Origin of the sequence: Paenibacillus sp. UASWS1643, assembly GCF_008693195.1 — a bacterium.
Lineage (GTDB): Bacteria > Bacillota > Bacilli > Paenibacillales > Paenibacillaceae > Paenibacillus > Paenibacillus amylolyticus_B.
The window spans coordinates 35,592-51,307 of record NZ_VXKZ01000090.1; the positions used below are offsets into that span (position 1 = coordinate 35,592).

The 15,716-nt window shown below is 42.7% G+C and carries 15 protein-coding genes; all 15 read left to right on the forward strand.

The window, feature by feature from the left end:
- The 15 genes from FE296_RS03005 (at position 1) to FE296_RS03075 (ending at position 15,713) form a co-directional block, all read left to right on the forward strand.
- Entirely contained in the window at positions 1-840 is an 840-nt protein-coding gene (locus FE296_RS03005) for a hypothetical protein (RefSeq protein WP_150364187.1), read from the forward strand.
- A gap of 1 nt (position 841) precedes the next feature.
- Complete coding sequence (locus FE296_RS03010; RefSeq protein ID WP_150364188.1) at positions 842-2,749, forward strand: P-loop NTPase family protein; 1,908 nt, start codon at positions 842-844, stop codon at positions 2,747-2,749.
- Positions 2,746-4,818 carry a hypothetical protein gene (locus FE296_RS03015; RefSeq protein ID WP_150364189.1) on the forward strand — a complete coding sequence of 691 codons (2,073 nt, stop codon included), beginning with the start codon at positions 2,746-2,748 and terminating at the stop codon, positions 4,816-4,818. Before FE296_RS03010 ends, FE296_RS03015 begins: the two co-directional genes overlap by 4 nt.
- 18 nt (positions 4,819-4,836) lie before the next feature.
- Complete coding sequence (locus FE296_RS03020; protein ID WP_150364190.1) at positions 4,837-5,328, forward strand: ABC transporter permease; 492 nt, start codon at positions 4,837-4,839, stop codon at positions 5,326-5,328.
- A 39-nt stretch (positions 5,329-5,367) separates the two neighbouring features.
- On the forward strand, positions 5,368-5,748 hold the full coding sequence (locus FE296_RS03025; protein WP_150364191.1) for a hypothetical protein: 381 nt from the start codon (positions 5,368-5,370) through the stop codon (positions 5,746-5,748).
- A 13-nt stretch (positions 5,749-5,761) separates the two neighbouring features.
- A complete protein-coding gene (locus tag FE296_RS03030; protein ID WP_150364192.1) occupies positions 5,762-6,310 on the forward strand; it encodes a hypothetical protein in 549 nt (182 codons plus the stop codon).
- Positions 6,297-7,280, forward strand: coding sequence for a hypothetical protein (locus tag FE296_RS03035; protein ID WP_145153658.1), 984 nt, complete (start codon positions 6,297-6,299; stop codon positions 7,278-7,280). Before FE296_RS03030 ends, FE296_RS03035 begins: the two co-directional genes overlap by 14 nt.
- Before the next feature lie 30 nt (positions 7,281-7,310).
- Positions 7,311-11,315 (forward strand): type VII secretion protein EssC, encoded by a 4,005-nt coding sequence (gene essC, locus FE296_RS03040; protein WP_150364193.1) that lies wholly within the window; start codon positions 7,311-7,313, stop codon positions 11,313-11,315.
- Between the two features lie 128 nt (positions 11,316-11,443).
- Positions 11,444-11,713, forward strand: a complete 270-nt coding sequence (locus tag FE296_RS03045) for a WXG100 family type VII secretion target (protein ID WP_190945006.1) — start codon at positions 11,444-11,446, stop codon at positions 11,711-11,713.
- A gap of 74 nt (positions 11,714-11,787) precedes the next feature.
- On the forward strand, positions 11,788-12,537 hold the full coding sequence (locus tag FE296_RS03050; protein WP_145153652.1) for a vWA domain-containing protein: 750 nt from the start codon (positions 11,788-11,790) through the stop codon (positions 12,535-12,537).
- 18 nt (positions 12,538-12,555) lie between these two features.
- On the forward strand, positions 12,556-12,837 hold the full coding sequence (locus tag FE296_RS03055; RefSeq protein ID WP_017692349.1) for an EsaB/YukD family protein: 282 nt from the start codon (positions 12,556-12,558) through the stop codon (positions 12,835-12,837).
- A 38-nt stretch (positions 12,838-12,875) separates the two neighbouring features.
- Positions 12,876-14,234, forward strand: coding sequence for a protein kinase family protein (locus FE296_RS03060; protein ID WP_150364195.1), 1,359 nt, complete (start codon positions 12,876-12,878; stop codon positions 14,232-14,234).
- 21 nt (positions 14,235-14,255) lie between these two features.
- Entirely contained in the window at positions 14,256-15,065 is an 810-nt protein-coding gene (locus tag FE296_RS03065) for a hypothetical protein (protein WP_150364196.1), read from the forward strand.
- Positions 15,066-15,341, forward strand: coding sequence for a WXG100 family type VII secretion target (locus FE296_RS03070; protein ID WP_150364197.1), 276 nt, complete (start codon positions 15,066-15,068; stop codon positions 15,339-15,341).
- A 12-nt stretch (positions 15,342-15,353) separates the two neighbouring features.
- Entirely contained in the window at positions 15,354-15,713 is a 360-nt protein-coding gene (locus FE296_RS03075; protein ID WP_145153643.1) for a WXG100 family type VII secretion target, read from the forward strand.
- Positions 15,714-15,716: the final 3 nt, after the last annotated feature.

Genomic DNA, 15,716 nt, shown 5'->3' on the forward strand with positions numbered 1-15,716 from the left:
ATGGGTAAAATTGCATTATGGGGCATGCAGCATGGATTAGGCGTAACCAGTGCAACCGCTGCTTTGGCTGCATTTATCGGGTTGGAGTATGATGTGAGAACTTTAGTATCTCAGCCGCAGCGGACGGACGGAGATATGGAGCGGTTTTTCAATAAAACAATTAATCAATATAATCGGCAATTTTTTGCCATTGGTGGATTGGGACTTGACTCATTAGAACGTGTTGCGAAGAGCAGTAAGCTTGAACGTAATAGTGTTAAAAATTATACACTAATGGTAGAGCGCAATCGTTTGGACCTTCTTTGGGGAAGTGAACGTCTTAATCGACCACAACAGGGTTCGATCGAAGCTGTGAATATGGTATTTCGTATGGCAGCAGAATACTATGGCATTTCACTTTTGGATGCTAGAAGTGGGCAGGATAACGAGGTCTCTAACAGCCTGATCAGCGATGCAGATTTGGTGATTATCTGTGTGAATCAAAATATAAGTGTACTAGAAAAATATTTTGACAATCAAAGGAATCATTGGCCAGAGGTACTTGAAGAAAAGCCACATCTGCTTCTTATGACGCAGTATGATCCTATGTCAAAATATAAGATCAAAAATATAGCCAACAAGTACAAGCTCAAAGCTCCTATATTGACAATTCCCTATAATACAAGCTTCAAAGATCATTTAAATGATGGTGACATTAAAGGTTTCTTTGCTAGAAATCGATTTGTTGGCAGCAGTCATGAGAATCATTACTTCATACAGGAAGTTGGCCGTGCTGCAAAAACAATACTGCATGAGATTGGTATTAACACCAAACTGAAGCGAATTGAAAGAGGGAATTAAGATGGGACTGAATTTCACCATTAATTTCCTCGCGATTGTTTTGATCGTAGCTGTTTTAATTGCGTATTTATTCTTGAAGCTGAACAGAAAGCCTGGTCAGGTTGGAACACGTCAGAAAAATGAAAATGAAGAAAGGTTCCAATTTGATTACCTTCTTGAATACGTTAAAACCATGATTAATGAGTACGTAAACAGTAACTTGTTGGATATGGGGATGACAAGCGAGGAATACAATCGTCGTCTGGGAGTTGTAGCTGAGCTAAGAAGTGCCATGAAAAATGCGACTTCAGGTGACATACAAGAGAAGATTTATCTTAAGCAATTTATATCTGATCTTTTGGAACGTAATTATGGTTTTAACGATGATAATATCGATAGAATCATTCCTTTTGAGGATGAAGATCAATTAACACAACAAGATAAATTTGATATTTTGCTTCATTTATATAAGAAGAAGTACGGATTTCAAGGTCTATCCAAGTTGATCGATAAGTATCAATTGGATCAACCAAAAAAAGTTATTGAAGATGGAACGGTAGATTCATATGTAATTACGGGTGATGAGATTGACTCCATTTTTGTCAAAGAAGCACGTGGTGGTTTGGAGTTTGATGACAAGTTAGCTATCGTTGTACAGCGTGTATACCAGCATTACAAAGGGTTTGGCGTGATTGACGAAATTCGTGATATGTCCATTGATGGCGTATCTGGTGGTGTATCAGGTGTTCCTACCAATATGCAGATTGTGGAAGACGAGATTTCATTGCTACAAGGAATGAAGCAATATAAGTATCCAGGGTACCAAAGTGTATGGATTTTCTTTCGAGGTAAGTCTATCCATTTATCGTTTTTAAGTTTTGAAACCGACCTAGAATTGAAGAGGGTATGTCAGAACATCTATAAGTATGACAATCCAGGTCAACTAACGGAGACGAACGGTTTTAAAGTCAATGAAATGAAAGATGGATCCAGGGTCGTAGTTGTTCGACCGCCATTTGCAGAGAGTTGGGCATTTTTCGTTAGGAAGTTTGATCTACCTAATATGAAATTAGATCATCTGATCTCATCCAAAGATGCCGTAAATGCAGAATTAGCTAGAGATATGATTAAGTACCTGATGAAAGGTGCGCAGGTTACTGCATTTACTGGACCTCAGGGTTCAGGAAAGACATCTTTGGTCATGGCCTCAGTTAAATACATATACGCTACGTTAACTTTGAGGATTCAAGAGATGACATTTGAGCTGCATCTAAGAAGACTATATCCACAACGTAACTCACTAGCATTGCGAGAAACCGAGAACATTGCTGGACAAGCTGGACTAGACCTTCAGAAGAAAACGGACGGTTCCGTAAACATTCTGGGGGAGGTCGCTACGGACCCCGTGGCAGCTTGGATGATTCAAATGTCGCAGGTAGCAAGTCTGTTTACGATCTTTACACATCATGCGACCTCTGCACGTGAATTGGTATGGTCTTTGCGGAACTCATTGCTCAAAACCGGTGTGTTCCAGAATGAGCGTATCGCAGAAGAACAGGTAGCAAATGCGGTGCAATGGGATGTTCACATGCGTAAGGAAATGAACGGTAAACGTTACATTGAGCGAATAACTGAGATCACACCTGTTCGATTTGAATCGGATACGTTGGAGCATGAAGAAGTGTTATCTAAAGATGATTCTATTGAGAGCAAGTTGGACGCTTTGGTCAATCTTCAAAGAGAAGCGTACAGAAGAAATAGCGGAAGAGTATGGAATGCACGAAATATCATTGAATACCGTAATGGTGAATACGTTGCTGTGTCTCCAATCTCTCCTGAAAAAATCGAAAAAATGTTGTTTAACATGAACGAGGAAGATCGTGAGAACTTCGGGCAGTTTCTGAATGCACACTGGGGGCAGGCTCAATGAATAAGTGGATATGGATTTTTGCCATTGCGGGCGGTGCCCTGCTTATTTCGGGCGGAATACTTCTTTATCTTATTCTCAAAGATCGCAAGCGGAAGAAGAATCGTGAGAATGTATGGCCTTCTTCTAAAAATGTAACAGGAAAAACACCACGACAATTGTTGGTATTTTACCAGAAATCATATCATCAACTGATCAAGGTTCCGATCGTCAAGTCACAGATTCTGAAGATTCGTAAACGTCTGACTGCGATCAACACCTACGATGAGTATTCATTGCGTAAAGAAACGATGCGAATTACCTATTTGACGTTAGGATCTATCATTATTGGTCTTATTGTACTGGCAATAATCAGTAAAAGTTGGATGGCATTATTCTTTGGAGCGTTAGCAGCTATCGTTATAAACGAATTGTGCATCGATATTTTTGTGAACCGGGTTGAAGATCGTCTGTTAAAACAGTTCTCGAATGTTCTGGAGGATGATCGTCATCATTATCAGGAAGTACGGATGGTTGATGAGGCCTTGTACCAGGCTGCACAATCGTCACCGCATGACATCAAGCTCCAGACGGAGAGGATTCACGAAGTATTAACATCCAAGGACCCTGCTCGAGAGCTGGAAAAATACTATGCGGTTGCGCCTAACCGTTATTTGAAAGTTTTTTCCGGAGTGTCTCATTTAATTATGGAGTACGGTGACCGCAACGTTCAAAAGGGCTCCATGTATCTGAATGCCATTAATAAATTCGTGCAAGAGATCAGATATGACCTGATGAGAAGGCAAAAATTACGTTACAAATTAGGCGGATTGACCTTACTTGCACTTATTCCAATCCTGCTGTCGTTTCCGTTGCAGCGTTGGGCGGAAAACTATTTTCCAATTACGACAGAGTTCTATGACAGCAGAATTGGTTTTTTAGTTCGAATGTTCATATACGCTTCAGCTGTAATCTGTTACTTGCTAATTCGCAAATTATCGGAGAATGATGAAGCCAAATATGTAGCTAAGGGTCCGCGAAAAGAGTGGGAAAAGAAAGCATATTCTTGGTCTTGGGTCAAGTGGATCGTGGATCGATTGGTCCCGTCACCAAATACGAGGAAGCATCATCGAACCAACATGCTCCTCAAAGAGGCAAACTCTCATCTAACATTGGAATGGTTGTATATCCACCGAATCGTTATCTCTGTCTCCGCGTTTATTGGTGTAATTGTGTTCTCTGTGTTTTTACATTACAACAGCGTACACCATATATTCAGCAAACCGACGTCAGAAGCAACGAACATTCTTGGATATATGAATGCTGATGAATTGGAGCGTGCTAATCAGGTAACAACAATGGACAACCAAATTATCGAAGATCTTCGGACAAATAAAGATTTGACGCGAGAACAGGTTGTTCAGTCCATAGAAACTCATTCAAATGAGCCATTAACAGATGTGGCTATGAATAATACCGTCAATCGGATTATCGGTAAAGTAACTGTTGTGAACAATGAGTATCTGAAATGGTGGGAACTCCTTATAGCCATAGGCTTTGGAGTTACAGGCTATTACATCACGATCTGGATTTTACAATTTCAGCGTCGGTTACGCGCATTGGAAATGCAAAATGAAGTGGACCAGTTCCATGTGCTTATCTCGATTCTGTGTGAATTTGAACGGATCTCTGTGGAGACCGTACTTGAGTGGATGGAACGATACAGTATCATTTTCAGACCAGCGTTGCAAAAATGTCTGCTCAATTATGATAGTGGTGCAGAGGAAGCCTTGAAAATGCTGAAATCGGATGCGCCGTTCGATTCATTTGGTAGAATCGTGAAACGTCTAATGCAGGCGGTAGATAAGCTATCGTTACGTGAAGCGTTTGACGATCTGGAGATGGAACAAGAGTATTATGCTGAGCAGAAGAAGGAACGCCTTGAGCGTTTGATTCGAAAGAAAACATCGTATGGCAAGTTATTTGGCTGGACACCAGGTGCACTGCTGATTGCACTATATCTGGTCTTCCCATTCCTTTACATGTCATTCAAACAACTAAGTGATATATCAACACAATTACAAACCATTTAAGAGGGGATTGATTTTTTCATGGAAGAAAATACAGGCGTCGGAATACGGGTCGCAGCCGGGATATTCCTCACCATTATGTTGATTACGATTGTAGTTATTATTACGATCTCGTCGCAGGATGCGGCGAAACAAGGACAGACCAAGATGGCTGCGATTACGACACAGTTGTCGGATACGGAGTATCAGACGTATAGCAATACCACTTTGTCAGGAAGTCAGGTTCTGAATGCGGTTAGGCAATATATGAATCAGGAGCAATTTGGTATACAGGTAATTACGGGAAAGCAACAAAACTCATCATCTGAATATGAAAAAGAAGGTGTGTTTTATGGAAGTAAATTTGATACTACGACTGGTGCGGTTGCATCTAAAGATAGTAAAAATTTAGATTTAAAGCGTGCGGAAGATCAGTATTACCCAGATTATATAAACCCGAGCGGGAAATTCAAATCTACTATTGTCAGAGATAAAAATAATATGATTCGTGGAATAATTTTTATACAACAATAAAGAAAAATTCTTCGATAAGTTATCTCAAGGAGGTCTCCAATGAGCGAAACAGTCGAAAAGTTCATATTAGTTGCGGCTGAGATCAGCATCGTAATTATCGCTTGCATGTTCGCTCTTGGAGGCATTCAGTCTCAGGATGCGGCAGTAAACGTTACGCATAAATCTGCAGTAAATGAAGAGCGAAGATTGTTCACAAGTCTTGAAATTACGGAGCAAATTACCTACACGGGTGCAGAGGTTCTTCAAAGCATAAGACAAATGAAAACCTTGGACGCCAATATTCGTGTAGTTAATAAATACTTCTATAGTTCAGATGATATTGAAAGTATTGATGTATCAGGGGTCGATCTCAATCGAACCTATGTTGTTTCATATATTCGAGACAGTCAAGGCAAAGTACAAACCATTGTTTTTACATAAAGGGTGAGCTAGTGTGGAAAACTCTTTCTCCAAAATATTAGGCATTTTCATTGCCATCGTGTTGTTATTTTTGTATCCGTTGTACCAACAGGCTCAAAGACAGGATGACTTGTCTCAGATCGTTATCCACTCAGCTGTGACTACATTCGTGGATTCCGCTAGAACCAAGGGGTATATCACTCCTGAGATGTATCTGGAGTTTAACCAAAAGCTCGGAGCTACGGGGAATCAGTATGACATCCAAATGGAACATTTACACAAGAAGTACAATCCGGAATATACTGATCCGGCTAATCCGGCTACTTTCCGTGATAGTTTCACGACCTACTTTGATGGTCATTACAATCAGGAAATTATGCAGAGGTTGTTTCCAAATAGCCCAGCATCTGATCTCGATCGCAGATATATCATGGCGGTAGGTGACTTCTTCACCGTGAAAGTGAAAAATGTTAATCGTACTATGGCAACAATTCTTAGTGATGTTTTTACTGGAGGCATTACGGATGGCAACGTTAAGGTCTATGTTCCTTACGGGGGAATGGTAATCAATGAAGATTACTAATCTGGCAATATTGTTTATCTGTATCTTTGTCCCTTTCTATCTCGTCATGGATTTTCGAACAGGAGACCAAAAAACGGCTCAGGCCTTATCTGATCAATATTCAGCTTCACTGCATACTGCAGTTCAGGATGCTTCTCAGATGCTAAATATGAATGTACTTCAAGAATATGAGGCGGGTTATCAGTCGAGAAAATTTTTCTTTGCAAATAAAGAGAGAGCGCTGGACACTTTTTTTCGCACACTCTATTTAAATTTCGATGTTGTCAATGATCCTGTCAGACAGGGGGCTCTTGCCGGATATATTCCTGCAGTTGCCGTCATTGATTACGATGGCTATGACTTGTACGCAGTGGATGAGTATAGGGATGCTAATAGCGAGAGGGTATTCAAGCATATGTGGAGACCGAAGAAACCATATTCGTACTCGGACGACAGAGGAAACAGTATTAATTTCACGTTGGACAGTTATGTATATGCGTATGATTCTTACGCAAAGGCTTGGGTTGAAGGGTTCCGTGAAGATTTGGAGGGCACAACCAACATTCCTTTATTAGACAATGCAGCCAATTTTGAAGCGATGCGAAAAAGTGTCATCGTGAAAAGTATTCAACAGGATCTGGCTTATTATATAAACAAACATAATGAGTACGCGACTCGGTACGGAGTCCATTATACCTTTAGCCTTCCACAAATTTCACAGGAAGAATGGATCAACTCCATCGATGACATTGGAATTATGGCATTTATCCAAGGAATTCCGATAGGGGACCAATTCTATAACAACTACGCTCTTGGTGGAGGCCGACTGGTCAAGAAAACAGAGATTAAAGGCGCTGTCGATCTGACAACCGGTATTAAATATTATTACCCTAGTACATGTTCTTATGGTTATCGGGAGGATGAGACATTTTCAAGTGAGAGAGATGCAGCAGCAGCAGGTTATTATCCGAAGGGCTGCATGAATCGATAAAAAATACGTTGTAGAGGAGGCAGACTGAGCATGTCCCACTTTTTTTATAAGAGATCGCCTAGGATTATTAAGGAAACTTCGGGAGAGGAAGTGGAAATTTTCTCCCCACCTTCACTTCCTCAACCACCACAACTGAACATTATCTCGATTATGGTTCCCATCATGGTTACAGTTGCAGGTGGAGCGGCAATGATGACTTTTTATCAAAGTCGGGGGAATGGGCAATTTGTAACCGTGCAGATGATTTCCCTCTGTATGATGGTCGTTTCATATTTTGTCCCTGTACTCGTTCATTTTCAGAGTAAAGCGAAGCATCGCAAGAAAATTAAAGATCGTGAACGTTTATACGACAATCATATCAATGAGAACAGGGAAACGCTGCAGAACTGGAAAAACGAATTGATCCTGAACTGGCACCAAACCCACTTGGATCCGCAATTTTGTATCAATATGGTGAAGGATCGAAGCTCTTCGGTTTGGGAGCGAATTCCACAAGATTTCGACTTTTTGAAAGTTCGCGTAGGCATTGGAACCGTGCCAAGTAACTTCGACATTACAATACCTAAGCAAAACGGGGTAGAGAAGGATCCGATGCTTGAAAAAGCGAGGGAAATGACGGAGAAATTCACTACAATTACGAATGCTCCCGCCTTGTTGGACTTGAGTAAATATCGCATTATCGGACTTGTTGGCGACGAAGAAGAACTAAATATGTTCTGTCGCACTGTTGTGACCCAACTTGCGGCACATCATGCACCGGACGAACTTAAAATGGCTGTATTTATGAATAAGATACAGCGAGAAAATTGGGACTGGATGAGGTGGATTCCGCATGTGTGGAACGACACCCGTTCGGGCAGATATCTGTTCGAAGAACGTGGATATCAACCTCAATTGATGGAGCAATTATTTACGATGCTACAGCGTCGTCAATGGTTGAATAAAGGGGAGAAAGCACTCCCGTTTTACGTATGTTTCCTGCCGTTCATTGAGATGCTGGAGCATGAACCTATTCTTCCTTTGATGATGAAGAGCTCAGAGGTCATTGGCGTCTGCAGCATCGTACTTGCACCGAGTAAGGACGTTCTTCCGAAGGAATGTGAACTTGTTATTGATTTGCATTCGGCTGAAGGGGTCATGCGTTCAACGAATGTAACGGGTGGTTCCGCTGGCGATACTACCTATGCTAAGCCTAAGGATGAGGTTCCATTTGTACAACCTTTCAAATCAGATCAGATGACACTGGAACAAGCAGATCAATTTGCACGTCAGATCGCTCCGTATCGGATCAAGCGGAATTCTGCGGATGAGATTGTCAATGTACTGACGTTGTTTGAACTATTTGGAATACAGAATATTGAACAGTTTCATGTGGAAAACAATTGGCAGAAGTCACGTTATCCCAATACCCTGCCTTTCCCTGTGGGTGTTAGAGGGGGGAAAAAGCCGGTTCTGCTGAACCTTCACGACAAGATCGAGCGTAAAGGACATGGTCCTCATGGACTTATGGCAGGAACAACCGGTTCAGGTAAAAGTGAAGTTATTCAATCCATTATTGCATCACTTGCGGTTGAATATCATCCCCATGATATGGCGTTTATGCTGATTGACTATAAGGGTGGGGGCATGTCCAACACGTTCCAGGAATTGCCCCATGTTATTGCGACAGTAACCAATCTCGAAGAAGAAGGATTAATCGAACGTTCTAAGGTTTCCCTTAAAGCCGAGCTTAAACGAAGACAGCGGTTATTCATTGCTGCTGGTAATGTACAGCATATTGACGAATATTATCTTACAGAGTGGAAAGATCGGGATCCTCTCCCGCATCTATTCATCGTCATCGATGAGTTTGCCCAATTGAAAAAAGACCAACCGGAGTTCATGAGTGAATTGGTTTCCATTGCGGCAATTGGTCGGACATTGGGTGTGCATTTGCTCTTGGCAACCCAGAAACCAGGTGGCGTTGTAGATGATAAAATCTGGAGTAACTCCCGTTATAAAGTTTGCCTTCGAGTTCAGGACGAAAGTGATAGTCGTGAGATGATCCGCATTCCGGATGCTGCTCATATTACAAACCCGGGGCGTGGTTTCCTACAGGTCGGTAGTAATGAAGTATTTGAATCCGTTCAATTCGCATGGAGCGGTGCTCCGTATCGACCAGATCAAAGTATTACGCAATCTGACCGCAATATGTATGCTTATGAATTAGATGGCCGCAAGACCAAGTTAAGAGACCAGCTGGAGTTGATTCAGGAAACAAAACCTTCTGAAGAAAAGACGCTCAGTAAAAAACAATTAAACGTTCTTATTGAGCATATCGCGATGAAAGCGGAACGCGAAGGTATTCAGCGTCTACCAGGTCCTTGGCTGGAGCCGCTGCCTAATCATCTGACCTTGGAAGATCTGGCTGTTAGTTCAAGTGAACCAGGTAAAATTTTGAATCCACAGGTTGGACTTATTGATGATGTAGTGAACCAAAGACAATTTCCACTTCGGATCGATCTGGAATCAGGACATTGGCTGATATATGGTATGCCAGGTACGGGGAAAACAACATTTATCCAAACCTTGCTGTATTCACTGGCAATGGAAACGACACCTAATGATGTGAATATCTATGCGCTCGATTTCGGAAGAATGCTGAAGGATTATACACTGTTGCCTCATGTGGCGGATGTCATTCAGGATGATCAGGAAGAAAAGATGAACCGATTGTTCAATTATCTGGAAGAGACCATTAGTAAGCGGAAAACACTGTTTGCTGAAACAGGAGTGAAATCCAGACTGTCTTACTGTGCCGAAACCGGAAATACGCTTCCAGCCATACTTGTTGTTATCGATAGCTATGTTAGTTTCCGAGGACAGTTCGAGAAGCTTCATGAGAAGCTGGATCCCCTTCTTCGTGAAGGACCAGGATTAGGGATATACTTTGTTGCAACCATTAACCGGATTTCAGACATGCTGGAACGGATCCGTAGTAACTTCCCAAATGCTGTCTCATATATGCTTGCAGATGCAGCGGACTATAACTATGCCGTAGGAAGGTTGACCAAAGCACCAACACAGATGCCGGAAGGAAGAGCCTTTGTGAAGGGAGCAATCCCCCCATACGAGTTCCAAACGGCGTTATCCATTAATGCGGTGAATGAGTCTTCCCGTGCCAAGTTATTGCGTGAACAGTTTGCAGTACTTGACGCTGCTTGTACGACTGCTAAACCAGAGTCTATTCGAGTATTACCTGAAGTTATTGCTATTCAAGAAGTATTGAAAGATATCCATAGGGTGTCTGATCCTACGCTACCCGTTCATATGAACATTGATAGCTTGAGAATGTTGGGATGGGACATGGAAGCGGATGGTCCATATTTCATGGTTGCCGGAAGAATGGAATCTGGTAAAACGTCATTGCTCGTCACAATAGGGTTGATGTCAGCCATGAAATATTCGTCGGATGAGCTTGAACTCTATCTATGCGACTTTAGACGCACACCTCAAGGGTTGGGAGCCCTGAAAGATCTCCATCATACAGTGGCATTTGCAACCAATGAAGCAACGATGGAAGAAATGATCGAAAACTTACGTACGAAACTGGAAGAGAGAGTTGCTGATCCAGATGAATTCGCTCCGAAGATGGTTCTAATGATGGATGATGTTGATTTCCTGGCTAAGCGTATCTCCAGAACGATCACAGGTCATCTGGAATACATCACCCGAAATGGACGGGAGCACGGTGTCTATATTATCGTTTCTGGGCAAGCCAATGCCATTAACCGTAATTATGATGAGTGGATGAAAGAGATTAAATCCGGTCAGATCGGTTGGTTGCTGGGTACGGCTGAATCTACAGATACTGAGCTGTTTAATATTAAAGTTCCTTATGTCTCAGGCAGTCGAGTATTGCCGGATGGAGAAGGTTACTATATTAAACGGAAATTCGTAAGTGTGAAAGCAGTACATGCATTTGCCAATGGGGTTGCTCAGGTTGAAGAACAAGTAGCAGAAATAAATAGAAACGCAGTTCTTGTCGTAAATTAAGACATTAAAGGAAAAAAGACTCATATATGAGTCTTTTTTCCCAAAAAATGTTTGGTAATTCACTAGTTCTTTGTATACAATAGTTAATGGGTAAAATTTATAAAAATGGTATAAAGGGGAAGATGGGAATGGCAAAGATTTTAATTACACCAGAAGAAATTGATAACGCAGGATCGAAGTTTGACCAAGCAGCACAAGAAAGCGAGCAGTTGGCTCAGCAATTGAATTCCTTGATGGAATCCATGCGCTCCCAGTGGGAAGGTATGACTTCCCAAGGATTCTATGACAGATTTGAATCCGATAAGAAGAACATGACCGTTTATGTTGAAATGCTTCGTGCAGTAGGAACAGAATTAAAAGCTATCTCAACTCGCTTCAGACAAGCGGACCAACAGTAGTCGTTACATAAGAAGCCAGGTAAACATACCTGGCTTTTTCTATATCCAAAGTATGAAAAGGTGAGGTTATTCCTATGAGTTATTCAGTACATGCGACGGGAAGCACCCCCGCTCTACTAATCTATTTAATTGATATAAGCGGCTCCATGACGCTTGAGCTTGAAGGACAACGGAGGATGGATATTGTTAACGAGGGACTTCAGACGATTATTCGCCAGATCGTCTACCGATCAACGAAAGGGTCAAAAGTGTCTCCTCGTTATCGAATTGCGATTCTTGCCTACAGTGATGAAGTCTACGATCTACTAGATGGTGTTAAATCTATTGATCGTATCGCTAATCGTGGAAGTCTGCCACCGCTATATCCGAAACGATTCACAGACACGGCGAAGGCATTCAAACAAGCGGAGAAGATTATTCAGTCTGAGCTTCGTAACATGGAGCACTGTCCTGCCCCTCTGATCTGTCATATGACGGATGGCATTTACACAGGGGAAGATCCTGAACCGATTGTTGAACGGATCAAAACCATGTCTGTCCCTGATGGACAAGTGCTGGTCGAAAATATTTTTATTACGGAGGATGCTTCCACTAGCCGGATTCGAGATACACGAGCTTGGAAAGGTATGATGCCGGATTCCTTCGTGGTGGACCCTTATTCAGAGAAATTAAAACGAATGTCTTCGGTTGTACCTGAAAGCTATCGCGAAATGATGATGGAATCCGGATATTCCATTCAGAAGGGTGCACTTATGATGCTGCCTGGTACAAGCAAAGACCTAATTTCACTAGGGCTGCAGATGTCTGCTTCTACCCCGATGTAACCGTAAGGAGGAGAACACATGGATCGAACATTATTGACCTTAATTATTGATGCTACTGGAAAAAAGACAGATGTAGAGCTACCTAATACGATACCTCTGCATGAATTACTTGAACCCATGCTCAAAGGATTAAATGAAGGTATGGCCCTTACGTTTCAAGCATCCAACTATCGCTACTATCTTAGCAGTGATGGAAGCGAGTGGAATAGCATGGACCTTCAGCAGTCTCTGGAGGATGTAAAAGCAATGGATGGAAGCTATCTGCGCATTGAGCAGGTTAACTCCTTCTCAACAATATAATTTCGAATCATTTTTTTGTGCAAAGGGGAGCAAGAATCGTGTTTCCACCTGATATTAATACAGAACTACGAATCAGAAACCAGGTTTACAGACTGGCCCAGCACCCTCAATTCGATGGTATGCCTTATGGTCAGGAGGGCAGGGAAGGCACAGTATACAAGCTTATTAACAGCTCGGGAGAAAACAGTGCCTTGAAGGTGTTCCGCCCAGCCTTCCGACAGCCTTCTGTCATGAAGTTAACAGAGCTCATGGCAGGCCTCACAGTCCACTCGGGACTGAGCGTATGGTCACGAACGATATTGAATCCGATAGAAGATATGGAGTTGCTCGGACATTATCCTGAATTACTTTACGGTGCACATATGCCATGGATTGATGGTGTGACATGGAGTGAATTAATGCTTGGCCGAGAGGCATTATCTCGGGAACAATCAATGAAATTGGCAATGGTTTTGGTATCTACCATGGCTGTATTGGAGCAAGCTGGCATAGCCCATGCCGACTTGTCAGCTTCTAATCTGCTGATCGTCAATCCTAATCAAGAGGCGGAGGACATGTCTGTTGAATTAGTTGATGTGGAAGGAATGTACGCCAAGCAATTGGAGGAACCCGATAATCTGCCAGAGGGTGCAACGGGATATACCGCAACTTTCCTTAGAGAGTATGGGGACTGGAGTCCTCTTGCGGATCGATTTGCTGGTGGAATCCTGCTTGCCGAGATGCTGGCTTGGTCGAGTACAGACATATGTAAGCAAGCGTGGGGAGATAGTTATTTTGATCCACAAGAAATCCAGCAACAAAGTGAGCGCTATGTACTTCTTCAAGCGACGCTCGAGCAACAGTATGGCCCTGAAGTAGCAGCGTTGCTAGACCGGTTGTGGAATGCAGAGCAACTACAGCAATGCCCAACCTTTGGCGAGTGGCAGATTGCACTGGCTTCAGCGAAGCAATTCGTGGAGCAAGAGGCGATTTCAACATCTGAAATGGAAATAGAGTTGGAGCAACCAGCAGAGGAATCTATTCACTTGCCGAGTGAGTATGCTGTTAACGCTTTGAGTCACGCCCAAGAGAATCAATTGTCTCGAGCCCGTCAATTGGAACGTCAGGGGAATCTGACATCGGCCTTCTGGGAATATGGCAAGCTGATTGAGCAATTTAACGATCGTTCGCCATTTCATGTTGAAATCTCCATTGCCATGGAGCAGGTACAAGGAGGCATAGATCAGACTGTCTTTAACCCTGAACCTAAGCAGACCCTCGTAAAAAAAGGCTGGAATCAACTGATCCAACAGAATAAACAGTCCACCTATGACCGTATGTGGATCTATGTAATAGGTGCTTCAGTGGGTGCGCTGGTTTTTGCACTAATTATTTATGTTATTGGTCTATTTAAATAGTGATTGAAGGAGTGCTTTATCTTGGGAAATGAATTAACGGAAGAGTGGTCATTCCAACTCTCTCCTGAAGAATTTTTCTTCTTGACTCAGTTGGTGGGAGTCCGTCATATAGCTAACTTTGATGATCCTTATCGCGGGTATCTGGCTAAGGAATTGGAAGAGGAATATAAGGTGATCGAAAAGACATTTGTAGAGAAAGGATATCTTGTTCCGAAGCAAGAGGGGGCTGGCTATGATATGAATGAAATGCTCGCTTATTGCATTGCTGCATGCGGCAGTGCCGATGTGATGCATGTGAGTAAGAAGATTGAAGGCACTGGGAAATACGCAGGTCACTACTATTTCACTCCTCGAATCGTTGTTGAACAAACAGTAGATGAATCAGGAGGCATTGTCCTTGTTCCTGTGGCAGATGCCCAGTTAACGTTAGAAGCTATGAAAGGGTTCTTTCCACTGACACTTCAATATAAGAGTGCGGCCAAAAAGGCGGTCATCAAAGACTGCACATGGGATCAATGGAATCAGCTTACCGAAATAGACCAGCATAATAGACTAGTTCAAGCAGGGCATACCGAAGAACAGGCAGAGCTTGCGTTAGACATCTTCAGTAATGGGGAGCGCTCAGGCTCTATGATGTTTATGAAGAGGCATGGACTGATGTGGCATCAGGAGGATTATCACTATGCGCAATGGGGAGACAAGCTGTATCTGGCGGTTGAATTGACGGAGGGGACGCTTCAGTTCCAGCCATATAAGCCGGCGATATTAAAAAAAGCGTTATTACGATTTGCGGATCAAATCGAAAAACTGGATGGAAAAGGGGTCAAATAAATGGCAGACCGTATCAAAATTGAACCTGAACGTATTAAGGAGATCGCTACCCGATTTCTGGCCAGCAGTCAGGAAAGTATTGCTTTGTCCAGAGAGTTAAAGTCATTGATCGATGGAATTACCGGGGAATGGGAGGGGAAATCTCAAGAGCGTTTCTATTCCTCTTACAAAGATGCCCATGTTCAGCTGGAAAGTGTATCAACTGTACTGAAGGATGTAGGGGACGAACTTAAAGCCATTTCCGAGAGATTCAGTAAGGCAGATTCAATAAAGTAAGGAGATGTACATATGCCAATTCGGCCTGACGTCGGTAAACTGCGGAGCATTGCCTCCAAATTACGCAGCAACAGCAACAAGCTGGAGAATGAACGCTCCAGTATTAATAGTAATGTACAGTCTATGATCTGGAAGGGTAGAGTGTATCAACACTTTATGGATGATTTCAGGGACACAACTCAACGGATGAGACAGACTGCGGATGAAATGGAACAATTCGCACGACGACTGGAAGCATTAGCCAATCAGTTCATGCAGGAAGATCTTGAAGAAGAGCGCAGAGAGAGAGAACGCCAGGAACGTGAGCGTCAGGAGCGCGAAAGACAACGAGCGGCCGCAGCGGCAGCCGCTGCGGCTGCGAAGAAGAAATAAGGG

Excerpts from the sequence above, each read along its gene's own strand:
- FE296_RS03005 (WP_150364187.1), top strand. The coding sequence starts at position 1 with ATGGGTAAAATTGCATTATGGGGCATGCAGCATGGATTAGGCGTAACC.
- FE296_RS03010 (WP_150364188.1), top strand. The coding sequence starts at position 842 with ATGGGACTGAATTTCACCATTAATTTCCTCGCGATTGTTTTGATCGTA.
- FE296_RS03015 (WP_150364189.1), top strand. The coding sequence starts at position 2,746 with ATGAATAAGTGGATATGGATTTTTGCCATTGCGGGCGGTGCCCTGCTT.
- FE296_RS03020 (WP_150364190.1), top strand. The coding sequence starts at position 4,837 with ATGGAAGAAAATACAGGCGTCGGAATACGGGTCGCAGCCGGGATATTC.
- FE296_RS03025 (WP_150364191.1), top strand. The coding sequence starts at position 5,368 with ATGAGCGAAACAGTCGAAAAGTTCATATTAGTTGCGGCTGAGATCAGC.
- FE296_RS03035 (WP_145153658.1), top strand. The coding sequence starts at position 6,297 with ATGAAGATTACTAATCTGGCAATATTGTTTATCTGTATCTTTGTCCCT.
- essC (WP_150364193.1), top strand. The coding sequence starts at position 7,311 with ATGTCCCACTTTTTTTATAAGAGATCGCCTAGGATTATTAAGGAAACT.
- FE296_RS03045 (WP_190945006.1), top strand. The coding sequence starts at position 11,444 with ATGGCAAAGATTTTAATTACACCAGAAGAAATTGATAACGCAGGATCG.
- FE296_RS03050 (WP_145153652.1), top strand. The coding sequence starts at position 11,788 with ATGAGTTATTCAGTACATGCGACGGGAAGCACCCCCGCTCTACTAATC.
- FE296_RS03055 (WP_017692349.1), top strand. The coding sequence starts at position 12,556 with ATGGATCGAACATTATTGACCTTAATTATTGATGCTACTGGAAAAAAG.
- FE296_RS03070 (WP_150364197.1), top strand. The coding sequence starts at position 15,066 with ATGGCAGACCGTATCAAAATTGAACCTGAACGTATTAAGGAGATCGCT.
- FE296_RS03075 (WP_145153643.1), top strand. The coding sequence starts at position 15,354 with ATGCCAATTCGGCCTGACGTCGGTAAACTGCGGAGCATTGCCTCCAAA.